Origin of the sequence: Microvirga sp. 2MCAF38 (genome assembly GCF_052115485.1) — a bacterium.
Lineage (GTDB): Bacteria > Pseudomonadota > Alphaproteobacteria > Rhizobiales > Beijerinckiaceae > Microvirga.
The window spans coordinates 16,918-34,626 of record NZ_JBFRGU010000003.1 but is presented as its reverse complement, the minus strand read 5'-3'; the positions used below and the strand labels follow the sequence as shown (position 1 = coordinate 34,626).

17 protein-coding genes are annotated in these 17,709 nt (G+C 57.8%); 9 read left to right on the top strand and 8 right to left on the bottom strand.

The features are described 5' to 3' along the window. The gene (locus AB4072_RS07085; RefSeq protein WP_441966631.1) at nt 1-1,101 is read left to right on the top strand and encodes an HlyD family secretion protein; all 1,101 of its coding nucleotides are present in this window, start codon (nt 1-3) and stop codon (nt 1,099-1,101) included. Nucleotides 1,102-1,172: 71 nt separating this feature from the next. Here AB4072_RS07085 and AB4072_RS07080 read toward each other — a convergent pair whose 3' ends face one another. The 3 genes from AB4072_RS07080 to AB4072_RS07070 form a co-directional block, all read right to left on the bottom strand. Beyond that, a complete protein-coding gene (locus tag AB4072_RS07080; protein WP_441966630.1) occupies nt 1,173-1,514 on the bottom strand; it encodes a DMT family protein in 342 nt (113 codons plus the stop codon). A gap of 76 nt (nt 1,515-1,590) precedes the next feature. After that, nucleotides 1,591-2,364: a C13 family peptidase gene (locus AB4072_RS07075; protein WP_441966629.1), complete on the bottom strand. Its 774-nt coding sequence runs from the start codon at nt 2,362-2,364 to the stop codon at nt 1,591-1,593. A gap of 16 nt (nt 2,365-2,380) precedes the next feature. Continuing rightward, entirely contained in the window at nt 2,381-2,635 is a 255-nt protein-coding gene (locus AB4072_RS07070) for a SemiSWEET transporter (RefSeq protein WP_441966628.1), read from the bottom strand. 156 nt (nt 2,636-2,791) lie between these two features. Here AB4072_RS07070 and AB4072_RS07065 point away from each other — a divergent pair, with 156 nt between their 5' ends. From AB4072_RS07065 to uvrB, 3 genes are all read left to right on the top strand, one after another. Further along, complete coding sequence (locus AB4072_RS07065) at nt 2,792-3,184, top strand: DUF3775 domain-containing protein (protein WP_441966626.1); 393 nt, start codon at nt 2,792-2,794, stop codon at nt 3,182-3,184. A 73-nt stretch (nt 3,185-3,257) separates the two neighbouring features. Next, on the top strand, nt 3,258-6,866 hold the full coding sequence (locus AB4072_RS07060; protein ID WP_441966624.1) for a class I SAM-dependent DNA methyltransferase: 3,609 nt from the start codon (nt 3,258-3,260) through the stop codon (nt 6,864-6,866). A gap of 176 nt (nt 6,867-7,042) precedes the next feature. Then, nucleotides 7,043-9,745: an excinuclease ABC subunit UvrB gene (gene uvrB, locus AB4072_RS07055; RefSeq protein ID WP_441966622.1), complete on the top strand. Its 2,703-nt coding sequence runs from the start codon at nt 7,043-7,045 to the stop codon at nt 9,743-9,745. Between the two features lie 7 nt (nt 9,746-9,752). On the opposite strand, the gene AB4072_RS07050 is transcribed toward uvrB, so the two are convergent. Further along, nucleotides 9,753-10,223 (bottom strand): hypothetical protein, encoded by a 471-nt coding sequence (locus tag AB4072_RS07050; protein ID WP_441966620.1) that lies wholly within the window; start codon nt 10,221-10,223, stop codon nt 9,753-9,755. A gap of 26 nt (nt 10,224-10,249) precedes the next feature. Between AB4072_RS07050 and AB4072_RS07045 the strand changes: the two genes are divergently transcribed. Both AB4072_RS07045 and AB4072_RS07040 read left to right on the top strand, forming a co-directional pair. Then, entirely contained in the window at nt 10,250-11,422 is a 1,173-nt protein-coding gene (locus AB4072_RS07045; protein WP_441966618.1) for an ImmA/IrrE family metallo-endopeptidase, read from the top strand. Further along, nucleotides 11,422-11,823 (top strand): hypothetical protein, encoded by a 402-nt coding sequence (locus AB4072_RS07040; protein ID WP_441966616.1) that lies wholly within the window; start codon nt 11,422-11,424, stop codon nt 11,821-11,823. The genes AB4072_RS07045 and AB4072_RS07040 overlap by 1 nt, the downstream gene beginning before the upstream one ends. Before the next feature lie 181 nt (nt 11,824-12,004). Here AB4072_RS07040 and AB4072_RS07035 read toward each other — a convergent pair whose 3' ends face one another. After that, nucleotides 12,005-12,241 carry a helix-turn-helix domain-containing protein gene (locus tag AB4072_RS07035; RefSeq protein WP_441966614.1) on the bottom strand — a complete coding sequence of 79 codons (237 nt, stop codon included), beginning with the start codon at nt 12,239-12,241 and terminating at the stop codon, nt 12,005-12,007. A gap of 99 nt (nt 12,242-12,340) precedes the next feature. Here AB4072_RS07035 and AB4072_RS07030 point away from each other — a divergent pair, with 99 nt between their 5' ends. Further along, nucleotides 12,341-12,580 (top strand): hypothetical protein, encoded by a 240-nt coding sequence (locus AB4072_RS07030; RefSeq protein WP_441966612.1) that lies wholly within the window; start codon nt 12,341-12,343, stop codon nt 12,578-12,580. Nucleotides 12,581-12,839: 259 nt separating this feature from the next. On the opposite strand, the gene AB4072_RS07025 is transcribed toward AB4072_RS07030, so the two are convergent. Beyond that, a complete protein-coding gene (locus AB4072_RS07025; RefSeq protein WP_441966610.1) occupies nt 12,840-13,019 on the bottom strand; it encodes a hypothetical protein in 180 nt (59 codons plus the stop codon). Nucleotides 13,020-13,536: 517 nt separating this feature from the next. On the opposite strand from AB4072_RS07025, the gene AB4072_RS07020 reads away from it, so the two are divergent. Then, entirely contained in the window at nt 13,537-13,716 is a 180-nt protein-coding gene (locus AB4072_RS07020) for a hypothetical protein (protein WP_441966609.1), read from the top strand. 241 nt (nt 13,717-13,957) lie between these two features. After that, a complete protein-coding gene (locus AB4072_RS07015; RefSeq protein ID WP_441966607.1) occupies nt 13,958-15,607 on the top strand; it encodes a M10 family metallopeptidase C-terminal domain-containing protein in 1,650 nt (549 codons plus the stop codon). A gap of 143 nt (nt 15,608-15,750) precedes the next feature. On the opposite strand, the gene AB4072_RS07010 is transcribed toward AB4072_RS07015, so the two are convergent. After that, nucleotides 15,751-17,067 carry a sensor histidine kinase gene (locus AB4072_RS07010; protein WP_441966605.1) on the bottom strand — a complete coding sequence of 439 codons (1,317 nt, stop codon included), beginning with the start codon at nt 17,065-17,067 and terminating at the stop codon, nt 15,751-15,753. 206 nt (nt 17,068-17,273) lie between these two features. Continuing rightward, nucleotides 17,274-17,432, bottom strand: coding sequence for a DUF3309 family protein (locus AB4072_RS07005; protein ID WP_441966603.1), 159 nt, complete (start codon nt 17,430-17,432; stop codon nt 17,274-17,276). Nucleotides 17,433-17,709 lie beyond the last annotated feature (277 nt).

Here is a 17,709-nt window from a genome sequence, read left to right as displayed (position 1 = left end):
ATGTCCTCATCACCTCTCTTCAAGTCCCGTGCAACGGTTCCCGCTCTCCTTCTCGGCATCACGGGAATTCTGCTGGCGCTCTATGCGTGGCAGTTGCCCCCGTTCCGCTCCACTGTGCAGCGAACGGACAACGCCTACGTCAAAGGCGCCGTCACGATCATCAGCCCTAAGCTCGATGGCTATGTGGCGGAAGTTACTGTTCAGGACTTCATGCCGGTGAAGGCCGGGCAGGTTCTGGTGAAGCTCGACGACCGCATCTATCAGCAACGTCTGGCGCAGGCCCGTGCAACTTTGGCGACGACGAATGCCGCGTTGGCGAATTCCGAACAGCAGCGCCGGTCGAAGGAAGCCGGCATCGCTGCGGTGCAGGCACAGATCGACAGCGCACATGCGGTTCTCACCCGCACAGAAGCCGAATGGAAACGCGTCGAGCCGCTGCACAGCCGCGGCTTCGCGACACAGGCTCAACTCGATCAGTCGCGCGCCGCACTGGACCAGGCACAGGCTGGATTGAATCAGACGAAGGCGTCCCTCGAAGTTGCGAAACAGGAATTGACCGCGACTATCGTCAACCGCTCTTCATTGGAGGCGGCGGTTCAAGGCGCGGAGGCAGCGGTACGGCTGGCGGAAATCGATCTGCAAAACACTCGCATCGTCGCGCCACAGGACGGGCAGCTCGGTGAGGTCGGCGCGCGCCTTGGCCAATACGTGACTCCAGGATCGCAGCTCACGGCGATGGTCCCGGATCGGATCTGGGTGATTGCGAATTTCAAGGAGACGCAGATCGCGGATATGGTCTTTGGCCTTCCGGCAACGATTTCGGTTGATGCGTTGCACGGCGCCACGCTGAGTGGAAAAGTTTCGCGCTTCTCCCCTGCGGCAGGTTCCGAATTCAGCGTTTTGCGCCCGGACAACGCGACAGGCAATTTCACCAAGGTCGCGCAACGTATTCCTGTTCGCATCGAGATCGACCCGAACCAGCCTCTGGCAAAACACCTTAGCCCCGGCATGTCGGTGGTCGTCAGTGTCGACACCCAAGCCGCATCGACACAGGTGACCGAGAAGCGTCAGCGTCCGATTATCGAAGCGCCTTCGGGATAACCAGTTTCAGTCCCGACCAGATCAGCCCGAGCTTCTTGGGTAACGGTGCCCCGGAATAACCGGTGCTCATTCTAGCCACCCCTGAAAATGAAGGCCGCCCCTCCGGCGATCATGGCAAAGCCGATCAGGTGGTTCCAGCCCAGCGGTTCCTTGAGATAGAGCACTGAGAACACCGCGAATACCGCGAGTGTGATCACCTCCTGCATGGTCTTCAGCTCCGCGGCTGAATAGACCTGGGAGCCGATGCGGTTTGCCGGCACGGCAAACCAGTATTCGAAGAGCGCGATGCCCCAGCTGACAAAAACGGCGATCCACAAGGGAGCCGTTTTGAATTTGAGATGGCCATACCAGGCGAAGGTCATGAAGACGTTCGAGACGATCAGCATGAAGACAGGTGCGACAAAAGGGTTCATGACATTCAGGTTCGATGAGGCAGGACGCCCTGCCCTGTTGATGGGAAGCGTGGCGAGAGAATGGCGTTCTCGAATGTCAGCGTGCGGCAAGACGCGCCAGAACGGCTTCACCTCCGGCAATCTGCGGATTTGAAGGCTCGAAACCTTCCTTGTTCTCGCGACGTGTCACAATCGCCTTCGCCGTCTTGAAGGCGACATCGAGGCGAGACTCTGAGCGCAGCGCCTTGTTGAAGAAAGCGTCGCCGAAATAGGTCCATTTCGCCCCATCCCGACAACCGAAGGACGGCCTGTCGGCTGAGGCTGCCGTCATCACCAACGTTCGATCATCGGCAAGAGCCTTCGCGAAAGTACCCGAGTAGCACGCGGAAACGATCAGGATGCGGTGGCGTGCACCGGTGGCGTCCAAGAGTGCCCCGACCATCTTTGGCGTCATAAGGCCGCTCGTGCGCCCGGCGACGAGACCGATCCCCTCGGGCGCTCCATGAGAGGTGAGAACCAGAACCGCGATGTCCTCCTCCGGATCCAGAACTTTCGCCACACTCTGCGCCGCGTGGAACAGGCGATCTGGCATCGCATCGGACCGGCGCTTGGTGTTGGCGCGAACGATCGAGCGTCCTTTCGCATTCAGTTGGGTCTCGAGAACCAAAGCCGCTCCCTTGGCCTCGCTTTCGAAAACGCTCTGCGGTCCCCACAGGCCGAAGGAGAGAATGTAGACATCCGTTTCGCCAGGGCGGTGTGGCAGAAGCTTGGGAGCTTCAAACGATCTGGACGGCTTGCTTATGGCAGCGCCCGGCCCCGCTAGGCCGAGTGCGAGGCCGAGCAGCCCGGCAACGAAAAACCGTCGCAGCATGTGAGAGATCTCCAGCCTATCCGTATCGAAGTTTCATCAAGAGGATCGACAATACGATAACGAATGTCACCGCATTGGCGAAGATGATCGGCGCGTCTCCGATCATGATGCCATAGATCAACCACAGCGCGACGCCCAAAGCGAGCGCACTCTGGGTAACCAGCGAGAGTGACTTGGTATCCTTCGTCCGAAGGGTTTTTAGCGCCTGCGGCAGCCAACAGAGGGTCGTCGCGATGGCGGCTGTGAAGCCAAGGATTTCAAGGCCGGACATGGATGAGCTTCGAATCGAGGGAATGAAGGACCTTTATCATGCCAGACACCCCTGGTCATCGTAACAGGAAGGCGGGAGAAAGACGCTCTTTCCCTCAAGCTGAACCGAAAGTGGTCTTGTGGGTTTCCCTTATGCGCAGGATCAACAGGAAGCCCCATGGATATCGCACTCGACAAGATCTGTGACTTCATCGCCCGGGTGAAGGAAATCGATGCGAAGGAAGAGATGACCGATCCGGATTCAGGCTCAAACCCGACCGATGACGGAAATCTGGACGTGCTGACCATGGGCCCGGACGATCCAACCGACGAGGAACTTCACGAATTCATCGGCGGCCTCAACGACGACGAGCGGGCCGATCTCATCGCCCTTGTCTATATCGGTCGCGGTGACATGGAGCCTGAGGAATGGGGCGATGCCGTGCGCCTCGCCCGCGAGAGAAGCACTGGCAGCCGGGTTTCGACTGCCAACTATCTTCTGGGGATCCCGAACCTGGCCGATCTCCTGGAAGAGGGGCTCGCCGCCTTCGGCAAGGGATGCGAAGAATGAACCGAGAGCTGCATCTCAAGGTTCTTTAACTTTAAGTAGAATTTAACGTCTTTGCTACTTTTACTTGTGCGACATGACAGCCGCACAAGACCCTCCCCACTCCCAAGCCACCTTCATAGATCGCTGGACCGCCCGCGAAGGCGGGGCGGAGCGCGCCAACTATCAAATGTTCCTATCGGAGCTTTGCGATGTGTTGGGTGTCCCTCGCCCCGACCCTGCCGGCGCAGGCTACGAACAGAACGACTACGTCTTCGAGCGCGCCGTGCGCTCCCGTCAGAGCGAGAGCCTCGGCACGCCCAAGCGCATCGATCTCTACAAGAAGAACGCTTTCATCCTCGAAGCCAAGCAATCCCGCCTGCCGGGCAAAAAGAACGCCCTCCCCGGGCAACTCTCGATGCTCGACGACAGAACGGAACAACTCGGCAAGCGCAGTGTCAGGCGCGGTTGGGACGTGATGATGCAGAACGCGCGCAAACAGGCGGAAGGCTATGTCTTCCTATTGGATACGAACCATCCCGCGCCGCCCTTCATCATTCTATGCGATGTCGGCCATTGCTTCGAGATCTACGCCGACTTCACGGGCACCGGCCGCGCCTATAACCAATTCCCGGATCGCAACGGCTTTCGCATCTACATGGAAGATTTGGCGAGAGAAGACATCCGCACGCTTCTCGCGACGATCTGGCAAGAGCCGCACACGCTCGATCCGTCCAGGACAACCGCTCGTGTCACCCGCGACATTGCCAGGAGGCTCGCCCAAGTCAGCAAGTCCCTCGAGGAACAAGGCTCCGATGCGGAAGATGTGGCACACTTCCTCATGCGCTGCCTCTTCACCATGTTCGCTGAGGATGTAGAACTTCTACCGCGCGACAGCTTCAGAGGAATTCTCAAGAAAAGCGTGTCCGATCCCGAGCATTTCCAGCACCGCCTCAAATCCCTGTGGCAGCAAATGGAGAAGGGCGAAGAATTCAGCCACGTCATCGAGGCGCGCGTGCGCCACTTCAACGGCGGCTTGTTCAAGGACACGACGGTCTTCGACCTGGGTCGCGAGGAAATCGGCGAGCTTCTGGCAGCGGCGAATTATTCCTGGACCGAAGTCGACCCCGCGATCTTCGGTACGCTTCTCGAACAGGCGCTCGACAAGACCGAACGAAAGAGGCTCGGCGCGCATTACACGCCCCGCGCTTACGTGCAACGCCTCGTGGAAGCGACAGTGATGGAGCCGCTTCGCGCCGATTGGCAGGCCGCCTTGACTCGGGCCGAACAGGCCAAGGAGGATGGCGACGAGAAGAAGGCCGCCGAGCTCGTGCGCGCCTTCCATCATCAGCTCTGCGCAACGCGCGTGCTCGATCCCGCCTGCGGCACCGGAAACTTTCTTTATGTGTCGCTGGAATTGATGAAGAAGCTTGAAGGTGAGGTGCTGGAAACGCTCGCCGAGCTCGGCGAACCTGAAAACATGGGACTCGACCGCGAGACGGTGGACCCGCACCAATTCCTCGGCCTCGAACTCAACCCGCGCGCGGCAGCGATTGCCGAACTCGTGGTGTGGCTTGGCTATCTGCAACAGCACTACCGCACCCGCACGGGCCACCCTTCCGAGCCAATCCTGCGCGCTTTCGAGAATATCAATTTCGGAAAACGCGAAGGCTACGACGCCGTGCTCACCTGGGATAACTATCCGTTGCCGACGGTGGTGGAGAAGGATGGCAAGTGCGTCGAGACCCATCCGAACGCACGTCGTCCCGTCTGGCCGGAGGCAGAGTTCATCGTGGGGAATCCGCCGTTCATCGGCGGCAAGGATTTGCGTGCGCGGCTCGGCGATCTCTACACCGAGGCCCTTTGGGGCGCGCACAAGCATATGAACGACAGCGCCGATTTCGTCATGTATTGGTGGGACCGCGCCGCAGAGTTTCTTGTCGCCAAAGGCGCGAAGCTACGCCGCTTCGGCTTCGTGACCACGAATTCCATCACACAGGAGTTCTCCCGCCGCGTGATGAAGAAGCGCATGGAAGGAAAACCGCCGATCTCTCTCCTCATGGCGATTGCCGATCATCCTTGGACGAAAGCGACGGCGGATTCGGCAGCGGTGCGGATCGCGATGACGGTTGCGGTGAAAGGCGGGCGGGACGGGGTGCTGTGGGAAGTGTCGCACGAAAGCGGGCTGGAGACGGATGCGCCGGTTGTGGAGTTTTCCGAGCGTGCGGGGCGCGTTAATGCGGATCTGACGGTGGGCGCGGATGTAGTTGCAGTTACAGGCCTACTCGCGAATCAGGGGCTTTGCTCTCGCGGTGTTTCGCTCCACGGCGCAGGCTTCATTGTAACCATAGAAGAAGCGAAGCATCTTGGCCTCGGCAGGAGGCAAGGCTTGGAGAGACACATCCGTCCCTATCGCAACGGGCGGGACCTGACCGCCACGCCACGCGAGGTCATGGTGATAGATCTTTTCGGACTTGAGGTTGGCGAAGTTCGGCTGAGCTACCCCGAGGTTTACCAACACGTCCTTTCGAGAGTGAAGCCGGAACGGGATACCAATAACCGCGACACCTACCGACTCAACTGGTGGGTCTTTGGTGAACCGCGCCGTGAATTACGTCCAGCCTTGGCAGATTCGTGCCGCTACATCGCAACGGTCGAAACCGCAAAACACCGCGTATTTCAGTTTCTGGATACGACAATTTTGCCCGACAACATGCTCGTTGCCATAGCGAGCTCGGACGCGTTTCATCTCGGCATTGTCTCATCACGGCTCCATGTGAGTTGGAGTCTGCGTGCTGGTGGTTGGCTCGGGATTGGTAATGACCCTCGCTACTCGAAATCCCGTTGCTTCGACCCCTTCCCCTTCCCCGATCCCTCAGAATCCCTCAAAGCTAAAATCCGCGCCATCGCGGAGGAACTCGATGCGTTCCGCAAATCACGTCAGGCGGAACATCCCAAGCTCACACTGACGCAGATGTACAATGTGCTGGAGAAGCTGAAGGCGATGAAGGCGGTGGCATCCTCGCCGTCATCCCCGGGCTTGTCCCGGGGATCCACACCTTCCGCTCCCACGCGCGACAAAGGCGTGGATAGCCGGAGGTCGGCTGTTGTCGATTTCCGCATTGAAAGACCGAAGTCGGAAGCGTCCGACTTCGGGGGCAAGCCCGGCCATGACGATGGAAACATTGAGCTCACACGTGACGAGGCGCGCATCAAGGATGAAGGCCTCATCCTCATTCTAAAGGAACTACACGAGCGGCTGGATCGCCTCGTGTTCAAAGCCTATGGCTGGCCTGCCGATCTTACCGACGAACAAATCCTCGAACGTCTCGTGGCGCTCAACGCCGAGCGCGCGAAGGAGGAAGCGGCGGGACATGTGCGCTGGCTACGGCCAGACTATCAGATTCCGCGCTTCGCCAAGGGCGCAACGGCGAAGACCGGTGAGCTCGATCTCGGCGACAACATCATTGCCATCGATAAGGCGCTGCCTGAATTCCCGAAGGATCGCTACGAAAGACCGCTCGCAGTCGAATCCCTGCTCATGGTCGCCAACCGCCCGATGAACGTCGCCGAAATCGCGCGCGGCTTTAAACGCGGCGGCAAGCGCATCGAACAAGGCGTCGCGGAAGTACTCATCACCCTCGTCCGCTATGGCCGCGTCTCGCCAGCGCACGACGGGCGCTATGCGGCACGCAAGGCGGCGTAACGACCGCCAGAAGAGAAAAGCGGCGTTTCCGGTCGAGTGGAAAAACTTCTCATCGACCTCAACCAGCCTTACCTGCCTGGCATAGACGCCAAGATTGTTGTCGATGAGAAGCTTGCAGAGATCCTGGGTTTCTCCCAACCCTTCCCATCGGGCACGGTTTGTACCATATTCGTTCTATGGCCAAGACACCTAAGAAGCCCAAGCTTTCCACCGGCAAGGCGACGAAACCTGAGTTGAAACCGCTGGATACCTATCTGGCGGATCTCCTGAACCCTGCCGTCAATCGCGAGCGCGAGGCGGCGGAGGGGTTTGCAGAGCGGGCGCAGGAAACCTTCGCCTATGGCGATGTGAGCGATGTGGACCCGGCCCTTGCGTCGCAACTCGGCCTCACCGAGCCTGATGTTGGAGCCCCCGAGCAGGACAGCGCCGTCAACGATTTGCCGAGCGGCGTTTCCGCAACCGTGCATGCGCTCACGCAACTGCTCACAGAAGGCGATCCACGTTTCAAGAACGGCAAGCTCTGGGTGCCGCACCGCCCGGAACGTCCCGAGAAATCGGAAGGCGGTATTCCGTTCAAGATCGTCTCGGAATTCAAGCCCGCCGGCGACCAGCCCACGGCCATCAGGGAACTGGTGGACGGGGTGCGCCGACAGGAGCGCGATCAGGTACTGCTCGGCGTCACGGGCTCCGGCAAAACCTTCACCATGGCCCAGGTGATCGCGGAGACGCAGCGCCCTGCCCTCATTCTCGCGCCGAACAAGACTCTCGCCGCGCAGCTTTACGGCGAGTTCAAATCCTTCTTCCCCGACAACGCGGTGGAATATTTCGTCTCGTATTACGACTACTACCAGCCGGAAGCCTATGTGCCGCGCTCGGATACCTTCATCGAGAAGGAATCGTCCATCAACGAGCAGATCGACCGCATGCGTCACTCGGCGACGCGCGCCTTGATCGAGCGCGATGACGTGATCATCGTCGCCTCTGTGTCGTGCATCTACGGTATCGGCTCGGTGGAGACCTACACGGCCATGACCTTCTCCGTGAAGGTCGGCGAGAAGATCGAGCAGCGCCAGCTCATCGCGGATCTGGTGGCGCTGCAATACAAGCGCATCCAGAACGATTTCGCGCGCGGTACCTTTCGCGTTCGCGGCGATGTGATCGAACTCTTTCCCGCCCACTTGGAAGATCGTGCGTGGCGCATCGGCCTGTTCGGCGACGAGATCGAAAGCATCGTGGAATTCGATCCCCTCACCGGCAAGAAGACGAACGACCTCTCCTTCGTCAAAGTCTACGCCAACTCGCACTACGTGACGCCGCGCCCGACCTTGCAGCAGGCGGTGAAGGGTATCCAGGACGAGTTGCAGCATCGCCTGAAGGAACTCGCCCGCATGGGCCGCCTGCTCGAAGCGCAGCGGCTCGAACAGCGCACGCAGTTCGATCTCGAAATGATCGAGGCCACGGGCGCGTGCAACGGCATCGAGAATTATTCGCGCTATCTCACCGGCCGTAAACCCGGCGAGCCGCCGCCGACGCTGTTCGAATATCTGCCCGACAACGCCCTTGTCTTCACGGATGAGAGTCACGTGACCGTGCCGCAGATCGGCGGCATGTATCGCGGTGACTTTCGGCGCAAGGCGACGCTTGCCGAATACGGCTTCCGCCTGCCCTCTTGCATGGACAACCGGCCCTTACGTTTCGAGGAATGGGACGCCATGCGTCCGCAATCGGTGCATGTTTCCGCGACGCCCCAGAAATGGGAGATGGAACAGACCGGCGGCGTGTTCGTGGAGCAGGTCATTCGCCCCACGGGCCTTGTCGATCCCATCATCGATATCCGCCCCGCGCGCAGCCAGGTGGACGATCTGTTGGGCGAGGTGAAGGAGATGGCGGCGAAGGGTTATCGCACCCTCGTCACCACGCTCACCAAGCGCATGGCGGAAGACCTCACGGAATATCTGCACGAGAACGGCGTGCGCGTGCGCTACATGCACTCGGACATCGACACGCTGGAGCGCATCGAGATCATCCGCGATCTGCGCCTCGGCGCGTTCGATGTGCTGATCGGCATCAACCTTTTGCGCGAAGGTCTCGACATTCCCGAATGCGCGCTTGTCGCCATTCTCGATGCGGACAAGGAAGGCTTTTTGCGCTCGGAAACATCGCTCGTGCAGACCATCGGCCGTGCGGCGCGAAACGTGGATGGCCGCGTCATTCTCTACGCGGACAACATGACCGGCTCCATGGAGCGCGCGATTGCGGAAACCACCCGCCGCCGCGACAAGCAGCTCGCCTACAACGCGGAGCACGGCATCACGCCGCAGAGCGTGAAGAAGAACATCGCCGATATTCTGGAGAGCGTTTACGAGCGCGATCACGTCTCTGTCGATACCGGCCTCGCGAAAGTCGGCCAGACCGTCGGGCATAATCTCAAGGCCGTCATGGCCGATCTCGAAAAGCGCATGCGCGCTGCAGCCGGCAATCTGGAATTCGAGGAAGCCGCGCGCCTGCGCGACGAACTCAAGCGCCTGCAAGCCACCGAACTCGCCATCGGAGACGATCCCCTCGCCCGTCAGGCGGACGTGGAGCGCGAAGCGGGCGCCTACAAAGGCAGCCGCAAATACGGCAAAAATGCCAACCTCCCCCCGAAGGGCCTCGCCCCCTCACCCGAAGGCGCCAGCGGCGGCAATGAGGACGCGGACGCCTACGGCCCCACAGGCAAAGGCCGCTCGGACGAAGGCACCCGCATCCGCAAACCGACCCTCGACGAAATGGGCCCAGGCACGGACCGCGAAGTGCCGCTGAATTTTAAAGAGCGCCCGCTTCCGCGTTCAACGCAGGGGCATGGGGGGCAGAAACCGAAGTATCGGAAGGGGCGGTAGAGATTTGTTAATATCGCAAGCCTGAATTTACTTCAACAGTTCGTAGGTCTCGCATTATGTTACGTGCATCCTTCTTCCAGAACAAAAATTCTAGGAGAGCAGCGGCAACAGGATAGATTGCGAATGATGCGAGCGACAAGTATACCCATGAAGTGACTTTTGCACTTTCGAGAAGTGGTATCGCTAATAAAACGATCACATTCGCTAATGCTGCGCATAGAGACGTCAAAGAAAGAATTTGGCGAGTCTTCCTCCAGTCACTCTCCAATATAGATAGCGCTAATCTGACCTGAAGGAGCTGATCTTTACGATTTTCACCTTCTTCCGATGAATCATTTTCGACTTTTTGCCAAGCCATTTTGAAACGTCGACTTACAGACAAGAACCCAAAGCTACTAACTTCATTTAGCACCGAATAAGCGAGGCCAAGACCAACTCCGGCCTCGAAAACAGACGTAGCATCTGCTAAATCAATCACGAATCAACCTCCGGTTATCGTCGACGATGCCATTTCAGCCACAAGTGACACAAAAAATCCTTAACGCGCGAGGGGTTTCGGCAGATGAACTCGCGGTAGCAGCGGGCATTAGCTCTAACAGGTTTGGGGAGATGCTTGAGGGGAAACGGGAGCCCTCAGCCTTACAAGTAGAAAAGCTGGCAGATCGTCTAGCCATTCCTTGCTATGCGTTCTTTCTTCCTTCCTTCGAGGTAGCCCCAACACGACTCATCGATTTTAGAAGGAACAGTCCCGGCCCGTATAAATTAGGCTTAAATGCCGCATTCTTTGAGCACTGCTTTCGCTTGCAGAATTTTGCAAGAGAGCTGTTCGCGATAAGCGAAATGAAATTGCCGCTTGAACTTTTTTCAACTGAACTAGAAGAAAATCCAGAACAAGTTGCTCAAGCCTTTCGCAAAATATTAAAGCTAGACGATTTCCAATTTGATCGTGAATTCTCTGCAAGTAGGTTTTATAGCGAATTCAGAAATAGAGTTGAGCAGCTCGGTATCTTTGTTGTCCAAGGATCAATGCGGGATAATAATATAAGAGGATGTGCGATATTCGATGATTCGGCTGCGGCGCACATGATTATCATTAATACTCTGCAGCAAAACCATCAATCTCGCAGCTTTACGTTAGCCCATGAATTAGCTCATATAATTCTCAAACAATCTGGCATTTCTGACCCCATTACAACTAACAACAAAGTAGAAATTTTCTGCAATCGATTCGCGATCAATCTTCTGGCGCCTCGGGAGCAATTTTATAATCTTGCCAGCACCCAGAATATAACGAATAATTACGACACTGCTATGGACTCAGCGAAAAATATAGCGCGAACTCTCAAGATTAGTATAACAGCAACTTTAATTCGATTGCACGAGTTTAAGTTTGTGAGCAAAGATATACTTGCCCTCTGGTATCCAATAGCACAAGGCCGCAACTCTCCTGACGCACTGAAGGATATAAGGAGAGGTGGCGAACCGAGTGCCGGTAAAAATGCTATCGCAAGATTGGGGGCCCGCTTCTGTGGTCTTATTCGAGACGCTGTCAACGAAAAACGAGTTAACGCGTTTGATGTCTATACACAGACCGGAATGTCGGAATCTACGATCAAGTCAATGATTACCGTCAGTGATGAGCGGCTGCGCGCAATGTCCGCCGAAGGTGACGACTGATGCCATCGTTCATTGAGTATCATATAGCGTCGGACATAGCCGACTGCGTCGAACCCGGCGGAAACTGTTCGCACTCGGCAACTTCGCACAATCCCTTTTTTCTTTGCTCGATGATTCATGCCGATCTCCTGCGCTTTTCATCACCGCGAGCCGAAAAATTAGCGCTTATTTCAGTCGAGATCGTTAAATCAGAAATTTCTGATTATGAATTGGTCGCAGATAAAATTGAAACAATTCGCACTATCGCCAGTATAAATTTTTATGATAAGAATAAATTTTTATATTCGTTCGCCAAAGCTAAGCGATTAGGCTACGTATTACTTATAAAGAAAAATGCACCTTTTCAGACTTCTCTGGAGCAGATTGCTGGTATATTCGGCGTAAATACTCTTATTATATGATTATTGAGCTAAAATTTATTATACACTAACTGTAGAATTTTTCGCGAATTCGGCCCCGCGCTCAGTTCTTCCTGCGTGAGACCCGCTTTCTTGCGCGCGTGACGGAGGAACATGCAGAGTTTTTCTTGCCGCGTCGTCTGGATGGAGCGCATGGGTGTATTGGCAATCTTCGCCATTTGCTTCAATCCGCCAGGACTGATTTGAACAGCTGAGCCGGTTCGATCCCAAGCGCCTCCGCAACCGCGATAAACTCCACCACATCGATCTGCCGCTCGCCGCGCTCATACTTGCTGACAAACGTGTTGTATGCCCCGAGACGCTGGGTGAGTTGGTCTTGGGTCAGGCCGGCTTTCTTGCGCTCGGCTTTCAGCACGGCGCGCAGGCGCTCTTGTCGCTTCGTGTGAATCGATTTTCGCATGGCCCAGCCTGGAAATGACGGGCAGGCGAAATATGCTGTTTTAGGAAACTAGCCAAAATAGCTACTAGCTATTTTGGCTAGTTGTGGCATCTTGCCTCCATGTCCACCTCCTGGAAACGCTCCCGCGAAGCCAAGCTTTGGCATCGGCTTGAGGCCGGCGACGCCGTGCGCGTTCTGGCCGATTGCTATGGCGACGGGGCGGGGGCGGAGGTGCTTCTGCGGGCGTTTCTGGCGGAGCGGGATTTGAACGGCGAGGCCGTGCGGTTCTGGCTCAAGGTCTATGACGGCCTGCAAGATCCGCAGCCCAAGGACGACCCCCTGCCCTCGCCTGCGGCCTGAGCGGGCAAGCGGGTCTCCCCTTCACCTCTCCCGGATCTCGGGTGTTCCCGAGATCTGCTCGTTTTGCGCAAGTCGGGAACACCCAACTTGCGATGAGAGAGGTCGAGCGGAGCGAGGGTGAGGGGTTACAGGTTTATCCGGAGAGGGCGTAACCCCCTCACCCCAACCCTCTCCCACAGGGAGAGGGTGCCGCGTTGCGCTCCCCTTCTCCCCCGTCATGCCCGGGCTTGTCCCCGGGTATCCACGCCTTACCGTGCCGCTACTCACCCAGTCCAAGACGTGATGGCCGCCGCAAGTCGGCTGTTGCCGACTTGCGCATTGAAAAACCGAAGTCGGAAACATCCGACTTGCGCATTGAAATACCGAAGTCGGAAACATCCGACTTGCGCATTGAAATACCGAAGTCGGAAACATCCGACTTCGGCTCAAGCCCGGCCATGACGGGGTGGCCATGACGGCGGAGAGTGTCATCCCCGGGACAAGCCCGGGGATGACGATGAGTGAATAAGATGAACTATTTGTTCTCTTTTTGTTCTTGACAATCTTCCCAACCTGGGCCATCTTCCTCCTGTCCCGACCCACCGAGGGGCGCGTTCGCGAGGCGTCGTGATTGTGGGGTTGGGCACGGTCTCGCGGGCGAGGTGACGCAGCCTTGTTCGGCGGGAGGCCCAGGCTGTGGCTGGAGACGTCGGGATTGGTCGTGCGCCGCCTGCCGCGAGGCAGAATCCGCGTACGGCAGTCGCCGGGCTCACGTCCGCCTGTCCGCCTAAAAAAGCCGTGCGCGAGGCGCCTCCCGGCTCCAAGCACCACACTTCAGAGATCGAGCCGGGCCGTGCATCGCGCCACCCTCGCCCACCTCTCGTTATGGCTCCCGGCCTTTTCAGGCCCGGAGCCCGCAGGCGCTCGCCCTTTTTCCAAGCATACCATTGTCAGACGAAACGATTGCCGGAGGTTTCATGAGCCGCGTTCAGGCCACTCTCTCCAAACTGCCCGATTGCGACGACACCTTGCGGCGGCTGGCCGACATCCTTGGGGTGCCGTCCACCTGCCGCAAGCGCGCCTGCCGCATCGAAGGGACTTGCCAGGGCGGCTACGGGCCGCCCTGTTTCTTCGCGCGCAGAGAGTTCCGGCCTTGATTCAGCCAGCCCCCGGATATGGATGGCCCACCCTCCGGTGCAATGCGGCGGATGATTCCAACTGGTTCACCCTAGAACAAAGAGGATACGATGAGCACGCCAGTGCAGAGGATCTTACGTCAATCCAGGATCGGAGAGAGCAGGCGCTACGCAAAGACCGTGATGTGTGATCCAATACATTGTGAAATAATATAACGTATATTAATGTCGGATTGGTACTGTCAGGCTTGAGGCAAGAACAATGGCTGGGTTCAGAAACGTTCCGGGATCAGGTTACGGCAATCCCTACATCGACTCACTCATCTGGGGTGGAAAGGTCTGGGACCAGTCGCCGCAAGACCCTATCCTCATCGCCATAGGTGATGTCCCGCTCGATTTCGGGAACGAGATTGATTATTACGCCGCTAAAAATGTACACGGCGAGCTTCAGAGCGGCTGGCTAACGATCCGACAGTTTCGGGGGCATTGGTGGGACGAAATGACCAACCTCCTCGTCGAGGCCTTGAGTGTCTATACCAGCGTCGCCAATATCAACTTCGCTACGGTAGATGACATCACAGAAGCTAATATGGTCTGGTGGTTATACCCGCTTGATGAAGGCCTTGCCGGCTGGCACGAGTCACCCGACGACAGCAACCCCTCCCATCAGCGTTGGGGCCTGTTCAACAGCTTCTTTTCGGATATCTGGCGCGTAAAAAGCTTCGGCAGCGTCGGGCGCACGACCATGATCCATGAGATCGGCCACGGCCTTGGTCTTGCTCATCCTCATGACGGTGGAGAGCGTGCGGATGGCACCACGTTCCCTGGGGTAGCCGGCCCGAAGGACATCGGGGAGAACGGCCTGAATCAATCCGTATATACGCAAATGTCGTATAACGACGGATTGAGTACTGCGAAGGGTGACTTCACCTACGGCCACCAGGGCACGCTTGGCGCCTTCGACATCGCAGCCATTCAACTGCTCTATGGCGCCAATATGACCACCGCCACCGGCAACGACACCTACACGCTACCGACGGCGAACGCTCCCGGCACGGGCTGGTCCTCGATCTGGGATGCGGGCGGCATCGACACGATCACCGCAGCCGGATCCACGGCCGGTGTCACCATTGACCTGCGCGCCGCCACCTTGCAGCAAGGTGATCCGAACGCGGGAGGCTTCCTCTCGCAGCAGACGAAGATCGCAGGCGGGTTCACCATCGCCAAGGGAGTGGTGATCGAGAATGCGGTAGGCAGCGCCTTCGACGATGTGCTGATCGGCAACAGTGCCGTCAATTCCCTCAACGGAGGCGCCGGCAACGACACCTACTTCATCCAATCGGCCCAGGACATCATCATCGATTCAGGTGGCGTCGATACCGTCTATGCAACCTTCAACTACGCGAACCCTGCCATCGAGAATGTGATCGTGAACGGCGTTGCAGTGCAGTCTGGCGGCAACCCTGTCGTCGGCGGTTTCCGGATCGTGCGCGGCGGGGTCGGCAAGGACATCCTGACGGGCAACGCGCTTGACGACAAAATCTATGGCGGTCCCGGAAAGGATGTTCTGACGGGCGGCCCAGGCAAGGATATCTTCGTGTTCGACACGAAGCCCAGCAAAGCCAATGCCGACAAGGTAACGGACTACACGGTTGCCGACGACACGATCTGGCTCGACAACAAGGTGATGAAAAAGCTCGGCAAGGGGACGGCCTCGAAGCCAGGGAAACTCAGCAAGAAGTTTTTCGCGCTGGACAAGGCGAAGGACGATAATGACTACGTCATTTATGTGAAGAAGAGCGGTGCGCTTCTCTATGACGAAGACGGCTCCGGGGCGATGGCTGCGGTGCAGATCGCTACGCTCCCGACAAAACTCAAGGGTTTCTCTGCTTTGGAGTTATTCGTCGTCTGATAGCTTAGGCTCCTTCGATGGGGCGCGTTCAAGACCGCCTCGGCCGCTGGGCTCCCCCATCAACAATGTCATCGACGGAATGTTGCAGAATACGGACGAGCTCGAGGCGGCCGAGATCAGGCCGCGCAGGTGGCGGGCAACGATCAAAGAGGCACGTTAATCGAGCATTGCAATCCTTCCGGAAGAAAGCGCATCTCCACAGTGCCTTCCAGATCGTAGTCAATATTGCGTTCGATCAGCCGCGAACCGAACCCTTTGCAGATGGTCTCCTGCACGACAGGCCCGTTGCTCTCCACCCACATGATTTCAAGGCGAGGCTTTCCGGCCTCACTGGCGGTTTTGCGCCAGGCTATATCGACTCGCCCGTTGGGCGCCGACAGCGCGCCGTACTTCGCGGCATTGGTGGCGAGTTCGTGAAACACCATGCCGAAACTGACCGCCTGTTGCGGTGTGAGGCGAACGGGCTCGCCGGAGGCGCTCACACGGCCCTCGTCGAGACCGCCATAGGGTGCGAGCTCCGCAGAAAGAATTTCGCGCATGGGGGCGCCGTGCCACAACTCCTCCGTCAGGATGTTGTGGGTCGCCGACAAAGCGAAAAGGCGCGCTTGAAATGCTTCCTTGAAAGCCGCGAGGCTCTTGCTCCCATTCAGAGTGAGAAGAGCCAGGGACTGCACAACCGACAGCGTGTTCTTCACACGGTGATTGAGTTCGTGAACGAAAAGCTGCTGCCGCTCTTCGGCCTCCTTGCGTTCGGTCACATCGAGGCAGGCGCCCACCATAACGGATTCCTGGCCCGGATTGTCGGGGAGCATGCGGTTGCGGGAATACATCCACCGAATCGTGCCATCGGCCCGGATCGCGCGAAATTCATAATCGGCCCCCCCAGTCGCCAACGTCTCACGAGACCTCTGGATGACCAGCTCGCGATCGTCAGGATGAACGAAGCGAAGAAAGTCCTCGCGGACGCAAGGCGAATTGGCCGGATCGATTCTGAACAGATGATTGAGCGCGGTGTCCCATTCCACACAATCCTCGCGCATGTTCCACCACCAAGTTCCTGTGCCGGAAGCATCCAACACCGTTACCAGCTTTCCCTGCGCCAATTCCAACCGGGCGACAGCAGCCCTGAGCGTGGCGGCAACGACGACCGACAGGCCCGCACCGAAGAGATAAAGACCGAACTCGGTGATACTCCCTGCAGTGAAGGGAGCGTTTTCACGACTCGGAAAAATGAAAAGTGCGGCGACGGCGCTGATCAAAATCGCGAATGCGCCGGCCCCCGCCCCACCGATGACGGCCGCCATCAACACAGCCGGAAAGAGCGAGACATCGAGAAGGTCGTCTCCCAGAACAGGTGTGAGCGCCAGCCGCGCAAGGATCACAGCGCCGACCATCACTGCGGTGATCGCATAGGAGAGGATCGAGTTCGCCGGAACGAGCTTGGTATAGCGGATGAGCAAAGGGAGGCCTTGGAGCGATTCTGGATACTATAACATTCCAGTACGGTAGGTTCTAGTATTCTCGGGCTTGTCTGTCCTTTCTCTGCTCGGAAGAAAGAACATAAGTACGCCCCATCGGGCTCAGGGAAGGCCTCGCCTGATCTTCGACGATTATCGTCGCATCGCTCATGACCGAGCGCCGAAAGCGGTAACCTGCACTTACGGTGCTAGATACGCCCCAGAAGAAACAGGATGAGGAGGATGAGCAGGACCACGCCGAGGAGGCCGCTCGGTCCATAACCCCAATTGCGGCTATAAGGCCACCGCGGCACTGCGCCAATCAGAAGAATGATAATGATGATGAGAAGGATGGTGCTGAGAGGCATGAGGGAAACCCTTCCGTTCGTGACCGCCTGAAAGTTTCGTCGATCCGCGGCGACCGTGCCGCTAAGGATAGACACAGAACTTGACGCGAAGGATTAAGTTCCGAAACGGAGTTATCCCCAGACAACAGGTCACTGCCTAGCTTCAAGCAGGAACGATGCCATGCCTTGGACGTTACCCCCACGGTGAAAAGGCGCCGCCTTAAGGTGCGCCAAGGCTTGAGGAGGTTGCGCAATCGATGCGGCAGGGCGATCCAAGCAAGAAGTCCCCCGCTTTCGC

Excerpts from the sequence above, each read along its gene's own strand:
- AB4072_RS07070 (WP_441966628.1), bottom strand. The coding sequence starts at position 2,635 with ATGTCCGGCCTTGAAATCCTTGGCTTCACAGCCGCCATCGCGACGACC.
- AB4072_RS07085 (WP_441966631.1), top strand. The coding sequence starts at position 1 with ATGTCCTCATCACCTCTCTTCAAGTCCCGTGCAACGGTTCCCGCTCTC.
- AB4072_RS07035 (WP_441966614.1), bottom strand. The coding sequence starts at position 12,241 with ATGCGAAAATCGATTCACACGAAGCGACAAGAGCGCCTGCGCGCCGTG.
- AB4072_RS07045 (WP_441966618.1), top strand. The coding sequence starts at position 10,250 with ATGCCATTTCAGCCACAAGTGACACAAAAAATCCTTAACGCGCGAGGG.
- AB4072_RS07020 (WP_441966609.1), top strand. The coding sequence starts at position 13,537 with ATGAGCCGCGTTCAGGCCACTCTCTCCAAACTGCCCGATTGCGACGAC.
- AB4072_RS07040 (WP_441966616.1), top strand. The coding sequence starts at position 11,422 with ATGCCATCGTTCATTGAGTATCATATAGCGTCGGACATAGCCGACTGC.
- AB4072_RS07015 (WP_441966607.1), top strand. The coding sequence starts at position 13,958 with ATGGCTGGGTTCAGAAACGTTCCGGGATCAGGTTACGGCAATCCCTAC.
- AB4072_RS07075 (WP_441966629.1), bottom strand. The coding sequence starts at position 2,364 with ATGCTGCGACGGTTTTTCGTTGCCGGGCTGCTCGGCCTCGCACTCGGC.
- AB4072_RS07060 (WP_441966624.1), top strand. The coding sequence starts at position 3,258 with ATGACAGCCGCACAAGACCCTCCCCACTCCCAAGCCACCTTCATAGAT.
- AB4072_RS07030 (WP_441966612.1), top strand. The coding sequence starts at position 12,341 with ATGTCCACCTCCTGGAAACGCTCCCGCGAAGCCAAGCTTTGGCATCGG.
- AB4072_RS07065 (WP_441966626.1), top strand. The coding sequence starts at position 2,792 with ATGGATATCGCACTCGACAAGATCTGTGACTTCATCGCCCGGGTGAAG.
- AB4072_RS07025 (WP_441966610.1), bottom strand. The coding sequence starts at position 13,019 with ATGGCCGGGCTTGAGCCGAAGTCGGATGTTTCCGACTTCGGTATTTCA.
- uvrB (WP_441966622.1), top strand. The coding sequence starts at position 7,043 with ATGGCCAAGACACCTAAGAAGCCCAAGCTTTCCACCGGCAAGGCGACG.
- AB4072_RS07005 (WP_441966603.1), bottom strand. The coding sequence starts at position 17,432 with ATGCCTCTCAGCACCATCCTTCTCATCATCATTATCATTCTTCTGATT.
- AB4072_RS07080 (WP_441966630.1), bottom strand. The coding sequence starts at position 1,514 with ATGAACCCTTTTGTCGCACCTGTCTTCATGCTGATCGTCTCGAACGTC.